General features: G+C 63.8%; 11 protein-coding genes. 10 read left to right on the top strand and 1 reads right to left on the bottom strand.

The window, feature by feature from the left end; genetic code table 11:
• Positions 1-169 precede the first annotated feature (169 nt).
• Positions 170-1,573: a chloride channel protein gene (locus ACZLZQ_RS18025; RefSeq protein WP_472950544.1), complete on the bottom strand. Its 1,404-nt coding sequence runs from the start codon at positions 1,571-1,573 to the stop codon at positions 170-172.
• A 203-nt stretch (positions 1,574-1,776) separates the two neighbouring features.
• On the opposite strand from ACZLZQ_RS18025, the gene ACZLZQ_RS18020 reads away from it, so the two are divergent.
• The 10 genes from ACZLZQ_RS18020 to ACZLZQ_RS17975 all read left to right on the top strand — a co-directional run bounded on the left by ACZLZQ_RS18020 (position 1,777) and on the right by ACZLZQ_RS17975 (position 12,283).
• Positions 1,777-3,036, top strand: coding sequence for a DUF2254 domain-containing protein (locus ACZLZQ_RS18020; protein ID WP_472950543.1), 1,260 nt, complete (start codon positions 1,777-1,779; stop codon positions 3,034-3,036).
• A gap of 364 nt (positions 3,037-3,400) precedes the next feature.
• The gene (locus tag ACZLZQ_RS18015) at positions 3,401-4,540 is read left to right on the top strand and encodes a GNAT family N-acetyltransferase (protein WP_472950542.1); all 1,140 of its coding nucleotides are present in this window, start codon (positions 3,401-3,403) and stop codon (positions 4,538-4,540) included.
• Positions 4,537-5,403 carry a MurR/RpiR family transcriptional regulator gene (locus ACZLZQ_RS18010; RefSeq protein ID WP_472950541.1) on the top strand — a complete coding sequence of 289 codons (867 nt, stop codon included), beginning with the start codon at positions 4,537-4,539 and terminating at the stop codon, positions 5,401-5,403. Before ACZLZQ_RS18015 ends, ACZLZQ_RS18010 begins: the two co-directional genes overlap by 4 nt.
• Complete coding sequence (locus ACZLZQ_RS18005; protein ID WP_472950540.1) at positions 5,387-6,277, top strand: N-acetylmannosamine kinase; 891 nt, start codon at positions 5,387-5,389, stop codon at positions 6,275-6,277. The genes ACZLZQ_RS18010 and ACZLZQ_RS18005 overlap by 17 nt, the downstream gene beginning before the upstream one ends.
• A gap of 99 nt (positions 6,278-6,376) precedes the next feature.
• Complete coding sequence (locus tag ACZLZQ_RS18000; protein WP_472950539.1) at positions 6,377-7,084, top strand: N-acetylmannosamine-6-phosphate 2-epimerase; 708 nt, start codon at positions 6,377-6,379, stop codon at positions 7,082-7,084.
• Entirely contained in the window at positions 7,081-8,094 is a 1,014-nt protein-coding gene (locus tag ACZLZQ_RS17995; RefSeq protein ID WP_472950538.1) for a Gfo/Idh/MocA family protein, read from the top strand. The genes ACZLZQ_RS18000 and ACZLZQ_RS17995 overlap by 4 nt, the downstream gene beginning before the upstream one ends.
• A 41-nt stretch (positions 8,095-8,135) precedes the next feature.
• Positions 8,136-9,431 carry an ABC transporter substrate-binding protein gene (locus ACZLZQ_RS17990; RefSeq protein ID WP_472950537.1) on the top strand — a complete coding sequence of 432 codons (1,296 nt, stop codon included), beginning with the start codon at positions 8,136-8,138 and terminating at the stop codon, positions 9,429-9,431.
• Positions 9,432-9,498: 67 nt separating this feature from the next.
• The gene (locus ACZLZQ_RS17985) at positions 9,499-10,371 is read left to right on the top strand and encodes a carbohydrate ABC transporter permease (protein ID WP_472950536.1); all 873 of its coding nucleotides are present in this window, start codon (positions 9,499-9,501) and stop codon (positions 10,369-10,371) included.
• Positions 10,371-11,183: a carbohydrate ABC transporter permease gene (locus tag ACZLZQ_RS17980; protein ID WP_472950535.1), complete on the top strand. Its 813-nt coding sequence runs from the start codon at positions 10,371-10,373 to the stop codon at positions 11,181-11,183. Before ACZLZQ_RS17985 ends, ACZLZQ_RS17980 begins: the two co-directional genes overlap by 1 nt.
• A 5-nt stretch (positions 11,184-11,188) precedes the next feature.
• Entirely contained in the window at positions 11,189-12,283 is a 1,095-nt protein-coding gene (locus ACZLZQ_RS17975; RefSeq protein ID WP_472950534.1) for an ABC transporter ATP-binding protein, read from the top strand.
• Positions 12,284-12,346 lie beyond the last annotated feature (63 nt).

Genomic DNA, 12,346 nt, shown 5'->3' with positions numbered 1-12,346 from the left:
TGCCGCGGCCGGGTTTCGCCGTCGCCCATTGCCGCGTTGGGCTCGAAACCTGCCCGTCGGCGCTCCGGGGAGGCCCAGCAGCGACCGCTGCACACGGCTTTGACAGAACCTAAGACCAATGTCCGTCATTCGACACCCGACCATCCGGAAGCGAAAGAAATGATGGCCCTTAAGAGCGGGCCTCAGTGCGTGCTGCATTCGTTCGCTGAGAGTCCTGTGCTCTCCGAACCCGGAGGACGTCGGCGACAAAGTTGCGCGACAGGCTGTGGTACAGCGCCTCGCCCGAAACGAGACGCGCCGTGCCGAAACCGAGAAGCGATGCAAGCATCAGCGGAATGATATTGTCGTGGTTTCCGGTCATCTCGAGGATGATCACGAAGGCTGTCATGGGGGCCTGGACGACCCCGGCGAAATAGCCAGCCATGCCAAGCGTCGCCGCAAGACCCGAGCCGGTGCCGAAGAGCAAGCCGATCGTCGAGCCAAGGCCGGCCCCAACCGCTAGCGAGGGGGCGAAAATCCCGCCGGGGATACCTGACACCATAGAGACCAGGCTGGCAGCGAACTTCTCGGCGAAGAACCATATCGGCAGCGGTGATCCTTCGATGGCACTCCTCGCTTGCTCGTAGCCCGTACCGTAGGTGGCGCCATCGCTCATGATCCCGATCAGGGCGACCACCATGCCGCAGAAAGCCGCGGCCGCCACCGCACGGCGACGCGGCGCTATCACCGACCAGCGCTTGATCCGACGCAGCAGGCGGAGCGCCGCGGCACTGAAGACGGCCCCGAGGGCTCCGCCGACGATCCCGCAAGCGAAAACCAGGATCCACTGCATCGGGGTGGAGGCGACGGCATCGCTCTCACCGAAGTAGGTGTAGTTGCCAGTCAGCCCGACCGAGGCCAGGCCGGCGAGCACCACGGCGGACAGAACCAGGCCATTTGTGCGCGCCTCGTAGGCCCGTCCCATCTCCTCGATGGCGAAGACGATCCCGGCCAGCGGCGTGTTGAAGGCTGCCGCGATCCCGGCCGCCGATCCTGCCAGGATAAGCCCGCGGGCCTGCGCCATGCCACCCAAGCGCCCGGCCGCCAGCATGATCGCCGCGCCCACTTGTACCGTCGGTCCCTCCCTGCCGATCGAGGCACCGGACAGGAGGCCGAGCAATGTCAGCAGGATCTTCCCGGCGGCGATCCGGAGCGACAGGAGAAGGCCCCGATCAGTGTCCTCCGACAGGTGACGTGCCGCGATCGCCTGAGGGATCCCGCTGCCCTGCGCGTTCGGGAAAAAAGTGAGGGCAAGATAGGCCGACAGGGCAAAACCCGCCGGCGGTAGCATCAGCATTGCGGCAAGGCCAAAACCGCTCGTCGAGCGGAGCGACGCAAAAGCCTGCTGCGCCTCGTCCGCCAGGAAGGCGAAGGCGACGCTGACGAGGCCGATCGCGAGAGCCCCTGCCCAGAAGACCAGGCGGGGGCGCCATGACTTTGGCGATGCCCAGACCTTTCGGGAACGGCGGAGCATCCGGGTATTGCGGAGGCGGGTTCGGGTGCCGGAGAAGGTGGGCTTTTGCATCCGGTTCATTCCCAGGGGCCAGCGCCCCGCCGATTTACGGTTGCCCGCCTGGAACGAGGCAGCCCTGTGGGCGTCTCGCTTGAGAGTTCACCACCTAACACGCAGGGTTCGCGAGGACGATCCCTCCCGCCGGAAGGGCCATCCCTCATGTCAGATGTCATGATCTCACCCGCTCTGTGCTACGCCTGCCAGCGGCCGTCAGGAGCATCGCAATGACGTCGCGCGTGGTCTGGCGGCTTCGACAGCTCACACGCCGTATCTGGTTCCGGGCGACCTTGTTCTCGCTGGCCGCTGTGGCAACGGCTTTGGTTGCGGTTGTCGTAAGCCCCTACATCCCTAACGATCTCCCCACGCAGATCGGCGCCAATGCGGTCGACAACATCCTTGGCATTATTGCCTCGTCGATGCTGACCGTCACGACCTTCTCTTTGTCGACCATGGTCGGTGCTTATTCGGCTGCGACGAGCAACGTCACGCCCCGGGCGACGAAGCTGGTGATGGAGGACACCACCACACAGAACGTCCTTGCGACCTTCATCGGGTCCTTCCTGTTCAGTCTCGTCGGGATCATCGCCCTTTCCACCGGGCTGTACGGGGAGAGCGGACGGGTTGTGCTGTTCGGGGTGACGATCCTCGTGATCATGTTCATCGTGGCGACGTTGCTGCGCTGGATCGACCACCTTTCGCGCCTCGGCCGCGTCACCGAAACCACGCAGCGCGTGGAAGAGGCTGCTTCCAGCGCGCTTCGAGATCGACACCAAAACCCCTTCCTTGGCGGTCAGGCATTGGTCGACCCCGACACTCAAATCACAGCAGACGCTCGTTCAGTTTCGACGTCGAAAATCGGCTACGTGCAGCATGTCGACGTGGACGAGCTCTCGACGCTCGCGGGCGATGTGGGGCGTATCTATGTTCGGGCCGTTCCGGGTGATTTTGTCGACCCGACGTCTCCGATCGCACAGTTCACGGGACTGAGTGGTGAGGGTCTCGCTGATCGAGTCCGCGAATGCTTCACGATCGGAGATGTCCGCTCCTTCGACCAGGATCCGCGTTTCGGAGTTTCTGTGCTGGCCGAGATTGCCAGCCGCGCACTCTCGCCGGCGACCAACGACCTTGGGACCGCCATCGACGTCATCGGTCGGACCGTCCGCGTCCTCGCTGTGCTGGCGGAGCCCGTCGAGGAAGATGCCGAGGGAGAACACTCCCGCGTCTTCGTTCCAGGCCTCAACCTCGGCGATCTCTTCGACGATCTGTACATCCCGATCGCACGGGATGGTGCCACACTGGTGGAAATCGGCGTTCGTTTGCAAAAGGCACTGGCGACGCTGGCTCGTCTTGATGCCGGCGGCTTTGCCGAACAGGCGGCCCTTCACTCCCGGCGATCACTCGAAAGGTTCGAGATTGGCCTCGCTCTCGAAAGCGATAAGGCCAAGGTTCGCGAGGCTGCCAAGCCATTGCTGGGCGGTCCATAAATCTTTCTGCACCAACCTCGTCCGCCACGGACGTGAGACCAGCCTAAACTCTCCCATCGGCTTGCTCGGGGACTTGCTGGCAAATTAGCGCTTTGAAAGCTCGAATGTCCGATTGCAGTTCAGCCAATGGCCCGATCTGCGTCTACGTTCGGTCATGAGCAGAACGGCAGTTTATCTGCGACAGCGTCCCGCATTAGGGCCGTCCGTTTAAGGCCGACCAAGTTCGAAAGCGTTGCCGGTGAAGGGTATCGCGCAGTGCGTCTCGTCCGTTCAGATCACGAGACACGTTGACCAGCAGGCGCAAAAGATGTGAAGTGAAATTTCATAGATTCATAATCAGTGAAATAAAACTTTAGGGGACCAAATGCTGGAAGCCGCTGATATCCGGGATCTGGAGGAGGTGAGGGAACTGCTTGCCCTGGCTTTCGGCTTTAACTTTGGTCGTGCATCAGAGTACTTGGCGAACGTTGGCTTGCCGTCTTTGTTCGTTGTTCGCGAGGGTTCGAAGCTGGCGGCATGTGCGTCATTGCTCGAGACCCGACAGCGTTTCGGCGGCGCCTGGATTCCGTCGGCCGCGATCGCACATGTGGCCGTCGCACCCGAGGCGCGGGGGCGAGGTCTAGCGATCCCGCTCGTCGACAGCCTCTGCTCCAAAGCCCTTTCCCGTGGCGCCGCCATGGTTACCCTCTTCGCCTCGGCGCGCCCCGTCTATCGGAAGGCAGGATTCGAACTGGCGGGCAGCGAGATGGTGTACGAGGCGCAGACATCCGCTCTGCCGGTCAGGACCGACCTCGACTTCGGTCGGATTGCCTTGGAAGATCACCGTATCCGTGAAGCCTATGACGCCAAAACCCTGGTTGAGGCCGGGCTCCTCGACCGTTCAGACGGATTGTGGCGGGAACTCCTGCGCGATCCACGGCATGGACTTGCGGCCTATGGCGTTGGCGACAGCAAACTCGCGGCCTACGTCGTCGTCGACACCTCGGACGAGACCTGCCTTGTCGTTCGTGACTGGTTTGCGCCGACCGCCAAGGCGGCCCGAGGTATCCTTGCGTTCCTCGGCCGCTTCCGGAGCGTCTTTCCGGTTGTCCGTTGGCATGGCGGGCCGCACGACGAACTCGTCTCTGCCATGCCAGACAAGGGCTGGCGGCTCTTCCACCAGGAGGAGTGGCTGGCGCGGATCGTCGCTCCGGCAAAGGCGCTCGCCGCGCGGGGCTACCCGAAAGCGGACGCGTCGCTCGGCCTGTCGATCGCTGATCCGGACGGGCAGGTGTCGGACCTCGTTCTTGATGTCGCCGCGGGTGTTCCAACGGTCCGGGACGGGGGGGTGGAGGATCTGCCGACGCTCCGCCTCGACCGGTCGACGTTCGCGACCGCCTTCACAGGGTTCCGCAGCATCTCGCGCCTCTCCCGGCAGGGCCTCGTGGAAGGCGATGCCGAAGCCGTTCGTCGGGGCGATCTCCTTTTCTGCGGACCTCCCCCCTGGCTCGCGGAACACGTATGAGCATCGCGAAGATGGTGCAGGGAGACAGGACGGCCTTGAAACAGAACCTCATCGCGAACCTTCGTTCGCTGGCCAGCGACATGACGCCGGCTCTTGCCAAAGTCGCCGAGACAGTTCTCGCGCAGCCGGACGCGACGATCTACCAGAGCGTGACCGAGCTGGCGGAAGTTTCCGGCTCCTCCGAAGCAAGTGTCATGCGGTTTTGCAGGGATCTGGGTTTCACCGGTTTCCAGGACTTCAAGCTCTCGCTGGCGAAGGAATTGGCGACGGACGAGCGCGGTGCGGGGTCGGGGTTGCCGACCGACGAGATCCAGCGGCTGGTGGAGACGGCCGTCATCGCGCTTCGCGAAACCGAGCAACTGATCGTTCGCAAGGACGTCGAAACGGTGGCCCGACGCCTGCTGGCGTCCGGCATGGTGGATTGCTTCGGCGTCGCCGCCTCCTTCGTCACGGCTGAGTACCTTGCCTACAAACTGACCCGGATCGGGCAGACGTCCCGCGCCTTTAGCGACGCCCATCTTGCGGCGATGGCGGCAGGGACCGCCCGTCCCGGATCGGCCCTCGTCGTCATCTCAAGCTCGGGATCAACGATCGATGCCGTGCGCGTGGCGGAGCTTGCGAAATCGCGCGGCAGTTTCGTGATCGGCATCAGCAACCGCGCGAAGAGCCCGCTCGTGGCCGCCTGCGACGTCACGCTGATTGCTTCCTGGCCCGAAACCCCGCTGACCGGAGGTGCCTTCCCCTCAAAGATCAGCCAGCTGTTGATCATCGACGCGCTGGTCGGGGAGATGGGACGTCAGGACCCGGCTTGTCTGGAGATGGCCGCGCAAACGGCGGAGGTGGTCAGTGACCGAAGTTTCTGAGGGCTCTGTGCTCGCGATCGACATCGGCGGCACAAAAGTTTCGCTCGGGATTGTCGAACGGGGTGTCCTCAGAGATCGGCGTCAGTTCGCGACACCGCGCACGGGGAGGGGCGAAGATCTCGTCCTGGCGATTGCCCAGGCGGCGAGTGGGCTCCCGGTCGCCCCCCGCGTCGCTGTGGCCACCACCGGCATCGTGCTCGACGGATGCCTGACGGCACTCAATCCGCAAACCCTGCCGATCGAAGACCGATTTCCCCTTTCGCTTGCCATCGAGAACGCTATCGGCAAGCGGCCCCTTCTGATCAACGACGCGCAAGCCGCAGCCTGGGGCGAATACCGTCTGGGTTCCGGTCGCGGATCCAGAAACTTCGCCTTCGTCACCATCTCTACCGGTGTTGGGGCGGGAATCGTCGCCGACGGCACGCTTTTGGTCGGCCAGCAGGGGCTTGCAGGCCACCTCGGTCATGCCGTCACCGATCCATCCGGTCCCGCCTGCGGCTGCGGTCGGCGCGGGTGCCTCGAAGCGGTCGCCTCTGGGAGCGCAATCGCGCGGATAGGCACGGTTCTGTTTGGGCGGCCTATGACGTCCCAGGACGTTTTCGCGATGGCTGCAGCGGGCGCCCCAGAGGCGGAACGGCTCATTGGCGACAGTGCGCGACACCTCGCGCTTTCCCTGGGAAACCTGAAAGCGATCATCGACGTCGACACCGTGACGATTGGCGGTGGCGTTGGTCTGGCGGTCGGCTTCATCGAGCGGGTTGGTTTAGCGATGGAAGCGCTGCCGTCGAAGTTCCGATGCGGTCTTGTCACGGCGTCGGCAGGTCCGGACGCCGGCCTGCTCGGGGTGGCGGATTTTGCTTCGCACACAATATGAAGGATTATTTCTTCACCATAAAATAATTGACAGATTATTTCTTCAAGCCTAATTTTGATTCATGCGCGCCCCGTGGCCGCTTCAAGATCGAAGGCCGACGTGACCTCCTCCATCATTTCCCTCCTCGCCGGCGCCGTGGTGGTGTCCTGTCAGGCCGAAAGCGGTCTGCCACTCGACCATCCCTCGCACATCGAGGCCCTTGCGAAGTCCGTTCTCCTGGGCGGCGCCGCCGGCCTTCGTATTGAAGGTGAAGCAAATCTTCGGGCGGTCCGGCCGATTACCGACCGTCCGGTGATCGGCCTCATCAAGAAGGCCGTGCCCGGAAGCGACGTGTACATCACCGCGACCTTGGCTGACGTCGAAGCCGTCATCGCTTCCGGCGCTGACATCGTGGCCTTCGACGGGACCGATCGGCCCCGACCCGACGAGGTCGCGACGCTCGCTGCGGCAGTTGGGCGGGCCGGACGGCTCTCGATGGCCGATGTCAGCACGGCAAGGGAAGGCGAGGCGGCCATCGCCTCCGGTGCTGACATCGTCAGCACGACCATGTCCGGCTACACCCCCTATTCCCGGCAGCTCGAAGGGCCCGATTTCGAAATGATGTCCGAGCTGGCGAAGGCCGGCGTCCCCTTTGTCGCTGAGGGGCGGGTCTGGACAGCCGACGACGCACGCCGATGCCTCGATCTCGGCGCCACCTTCGTCGTGGTCGGCAGCGCCATTACGCGGCCCGATGCCATCACCCGGCGCTTCCTTCGGACAATGGCCGAGACCGCATCCCCAGACATCGACCGGAGGAGCTTCCGATGACCGCCAATCCCCGCATTGCCGTGATCGGCGCCGGCTTCATGGGCTCGATGCACGCATCGATCTTCGCCAGGCTCAAAGGATGCGAGCTCGCAGCCATCGTCGATCCCAACACCACTCTGGCCGAAAAGCTGGCGGCGGATCTCGGCGGCTGCGCGGTATATGCCAGCCACGAGGAGCTCCTGGCGCACGAGCGGCTCGACCTCGTCAGCATCTGCACGCCCGACAACCTTCATCGCGCGCCGGCGCTCGCCGTGGCACAGAAGGGCATCCACCTGTTCATCGAGAAGCCGATCGCCTCCACCATCGAGGATGCCCGCGCCATCGTCGCGGCATGCGAGGCGGCGGGAACGAAGCTGGGCATCGGCTATCTCCTGCGGTTCGACCCGCGCTACAGCCATGCCAAGGAAATGATCGAATCTGGGCAGACGGGTACGCCGACCTACCTTTACGCTCGCCGTAACAGCGCCCGCACCGAAGGACCAAAACGCTACGGCGGCAAGCTGCCGCTCGCGCTGCACGTCACGGTCCACGATGTCGACCTCGTGCTCTGGATGCTCAAGGGACAGGTACCGGTCTCGGTCTATGCGCAGCAGTCCGACCTCCTGCTCGGTGCCTCCGGCACGCAGGACAGCATTGCCGCCATTGTGCGGTTCTCCGGGGGCACGGTCGTCAATTTCGAAAGTGCCTGGTCGCTGCCTTCCGGTGCCCGGCACATGATCGATGCACGGCTGGAGCTGATCGGCACGGAAGGATCCTTCGAGATCCAGTGCGGCGACAGCGGCCTTTATTTCGCCGACGCCCGATCCTCCCGCGAGATCGATACGCAGCATTGGCCGACCATCGGCGGCCGGGTCGAAGGCGACCTCAAGCGGGAGCTCGAGGGTGTGCTCGACTGGCTGGATGGGGGGCCATCTCCGATCGCCAGCGGGCAGGAGGCGATATCCTCGCTCGAGTTGACGCTGGCGATGATCCGATCGGCCGAGACGGGAGACGTCGTCCGGCTCGCATGACCTTCAACCGCGGCGATGCCGCCTCATTCCGGAGCGTGACCATGATCAGCAGACGCAGCCTTCTCGCGGCCACGGCCTTGGCCGGAATTGCAGCAACGTTCGCAGCGCCGTCCGCGGCGCAGGAAAAGCCCTTTGACGGCGTACAGCTGTCCGTGCTGATGGAGGGCCATCCGACCACGGACGCCATCCAGAAAATGCTCCCCGACTTCACCGCGGCGACCGGCATCGACGTCGCGCTCGAAGTGGTGCCAGAGCAGGACATCACCGCGAAGATTCTCTTGGAGTTCTCGTCCAAGTCCGGGCGCTACGACATCGTCGAAAACAACATCATCTACGTACCTGGCTTCGTCTCCTCGGGCTTCATCGTGCCGCTGGACGAGGGGCTCGCCAAGCAGGCCCAATACTACGACAAGGCCGACTTCGTGCCTGGCTACTTCAACACGAACGTCCTCGACGGGAAGACCTACGGTCTGCCGGTCTACGGCGAGAGCACGTTCCTGATGTACCGCAAGGATCTCTTCGAGCAGTACGGGCTGTCGGAGCCGAAGAGTTTCGATGACATCGAGACAGCGGCTAGAACGGTCTCGGAGAAATCGGACAAGCAGGTGGCGGGCATTACGATGCGGGGCCGGCAGGGGATCGAGGGCGTCTATGTCTGGGCCGCATACCTCTGGGGCTTCGGCGGTTCCTTCCTCGACGCTGCGGGCAAGTCCGCCTTGGCGACGCCCGAGGGCATCGCGTCGCTCGAATCCTTTGCCAAGATTCTCAAGGACTACGGTCCGGTTGGCGTCGCCAATTTCGGCTGGGAGGAGAACCGTCTTCTCTTCCAGCAGGGGAAGGCGGCGATGACGCTCGATGCCACAGTGAACGGCGCCTACAACGAGGATCCCGCGGTCTCGTCGGTCGTCGGCAAGGTCGGCTACGTCCCGGTGCCCATGAAATCCTCCTCGCCGAAGGGCGGCTCGTCGTCGCTTGCCGTCCACAGCCTGTACGTCTCGGCGGACTCGCAGAACCAGGAGGCGTCGGCCCTCTTCGTCGCCTGGGCGACGGCCAAGGAGCAGCAGCTGAAGTCGATGGAGAGCGATCCGAATTCGGGCGTGACGTCGCTGACCGCCCTCAACGGCGAAAGCTTCGTCTCCCGGTACGGCGCCTTCAAGGACGCCATGCTCGCCGCCATCGAGGCCGGAAACCCGCAATACCTGCCCACGATCGAGAAGGCGAACGAGGTCATCAACAATACCGGCATTGCGGTCTCTAAGGCTCTCGCCGGCGCCGCAAGCGCTGAAGAAGCGCTGAAGGAGGCGGACACGGCCAACAACGCGGCCTTGGCACGCTAGGCTCCTTGTCGCCCTGCGGCAGGCAACACCCGCCGCAGGGCTCCACCCTCCCACCGGAGCCGATACCGTGACATCGCTTGCCGACCCGACCCGCCTGTTCCACCGGCCGATTGTCGCCGCCCTCGGCGCGACCTCGGTGATCCTGACGGCCTATGTCGTCTGGCTGTCGTTCCGCGACCTCTCGCTGATGCGCGCCGGGCGCGACGTCTTCGTCGGCACCGACAACTACACCCGTTTCTTTTCCGATCCCCGGGCAATGGCGGCGCTGTGGCGCACGATCGCCTTCACCTGTCTAGCCACCGCCATCGAAGTGGGCCTTGGCCTGGCGATCGTTCTCTTCCTCGACCGTAGTTTCGTGCTGAAGCGTCTGGTGCGCACGCTGCTGCTCGTGCCGATCATCATGACGCCGGTGGTGGTGGGGCTGACATGGCGCTTCATCTTCGATCCGGCGTCCGGCATGGCGAACTACCTGATGTCCCTTCTTGGATTCGCTCAGATCGACTGGCTCGGCAGTACGCAGGTCGCCTTCTTTTCTGTGCTCATCGCCGACGTCTGGCAGTGGACGCCCTTCGTCATCCTGCTCGTGATGGCGGCACTGGAATCAGCGCCGACTGATCCGATGGATGCCGCCCGCATTGATGGGGCGCGCGAGTGGCAGGTGACCTGGTACGTGCTGCTGCCGATGCTCCGGCGGGCGCTAGCCGTGGTCGCGCTGATCCGCACCATCGATAGCATCAAGGCCTTCGACCTCTTCTACATCATGACGCGCGGCGGTCCGGCGCTCTCGACCGAGACGTTGAATTTCTACGGCTATGTCGCAGCCTTTACCAACTTCGACATCTCCTACGCCCTTACGATCGCGATTCTCCTGACGGTCTTCACGAACGTCGCGCTGCTGGCCATGTACGGCGTCCTGTTTCCCAAGTCGGGAGACCGGTGATGGTGCGGCGCATTCTGTTCTACACCGCGCTCATTGCCTTGATGCTCGCGGTGCTCTTTCCGCTCTATTGGGTGGTGGTCACGTCGTTCAAGACGACCCGCGATGCCTTTGCGATCCCGCCCGTCTGGTTCTTCGAGCCCACGCTCGACAACTACCGGAAGGTCCTGGCGAACCGCACCTTCCTCAGCGCCTTCGCCAATAGCTTCATCGTCTCCATCCTCTCCAGTGCTATAGCCGTCGCGATTGGTGCGGTAGCGGCTTACGGCCTGGCGGCCCAGGAGGCGCCCTACCGCCGCTCGCAGGAGAAGTTCATCCTCTCCCTCCGCATCGCGCCGGCGCTGCTCTTCGTCATCCCTGTCTATTTCCTGGCGACGCGCCTCGGCGCGTTGAACCAGCATTGGCTGCTGATCGTCGTCTACGCCTTCATCAACATTCCCTTCGCGATATCCCTGCTGATCACCTTCTTCGGCGATATCCCCCGGGAGCTGCGCGATGCGGCGCGTGTCGACGGCGCACGCGAGTTCCAGGTCTTTGCCCGGATTTTCCTTCCGGCGGCCAAGGGCGGCATCGTCGCCACGATGATCTTCTGCGTCCTCTTCACTTGGAACGAGTTCTTTGTCGCCCTGGTCTTGACCGGCAGGAACACGCAGACGCTTCCGGTCAGCATCACGTCCTTCCTGACATTTCAGGGCATTCAATGGGGGGCGCTGACGGCGGCGGCCAGTCTCATCATGCTTCCGATGATCGTGCTCGGCCTCATGGTCCAGGGGCAGATCGTCCGCGGCATGACACTCGGCAGCGTGAAGGGATGACGGACATGGCACAGCTCTCGATCAGATCGGTCTCAAAATCCTACGGGGCGATCCGTGTCCTCGACGATATCTCCATCGAGGTGGAGGAGGGCGCGTTCGTCGTCCTCCTCGGACCGTCCGGCTGCGGAAAGTCGACCCTGCTGCACGCCGTGGCGGGTCTTCATCCGATCGATACGGGCAGCATTGTGATCGGCGGGCGGGACGTGTCGACGCTTCCGGCCCGAGAGCGCGACGTTTCGATGGTGTTCCAGTCCTACGCCCTCTACCCGACGATGACGGTTGCCGAAAACATCGCCTTCCCGCTGAAGATGCGGGGACTGGGCAAGGCCGAAGCGGCACGCCAGGTCGACGACGTCGCGAAACTGCTGCAGATCGAGCCGCTGCTAGCGCGCCGTCCGCGCGAGCTGTCGGGCGGGCAGCGGCAGCGGGTTGCGATCGGCAGAGCGCTTGTCCGCGACCCGAAGCTCTTCCTGTTCGACGAACCGCTCTCCAATCTCGACGCCGCGCTTCGCACCGACCTGCGCACCGAGATCAAGCGGCTGCACCAGACGATCCGCCGAACGATGCTTTATGTCACGCACGACCAGATCGAGGCCATGACGCTGGCGACAAAGATCGTAATCATGAGCCGGGGCGTCGTTCAGCAGGTCGGAACGCCTTCGGAAATCTATCACGATCCGATCAACCTCTTCGTGGCGAAATTTATCGGGTCGCCCGCGATGTCGCTGCTGCGCGGACGGATCGTCTCGAGCGGGCCGTCGGAGCGCTTCGTCATCGACGGCGGCGACGCCAGCCCGCCTGGCGAAATCGGGCTTTCGGGTAAGGGTAGAGCGGGGTCCGCCAACTCCGACGAACTCCTCCTGGCCGTGCGACCCGAGAATTGGCGGATCGTCCCCGTGTCGGAGGCGTCGGTCGTCGCTGAGGTCGATCTTGTCGAACCGACGGGCCCCGAGGACATCGTCACTTTGAAGATCGGCGGCCAGCCGGTGATCGTCCGGCGTCCGGCCGGCGAGGTGAAGGAGGGCGGTCGGCTGGGTCTGTCCCTTGATGCGGGCAAGGCAATGCTCTTCGAGCCCGGCACGGGAACCAGGCTGCTCTGACCAGCCCTCTCGCTTTTCCAGCCGACTTCGCGAGCGGCATTTTCTTCCACCGACACGAGGTAT

Source organism: Mesocryomonas lacus, from assembly GCF_055730105.2.
This window is presented reverse-complemented; position numbering and strand designations above follow the sequence as displayed.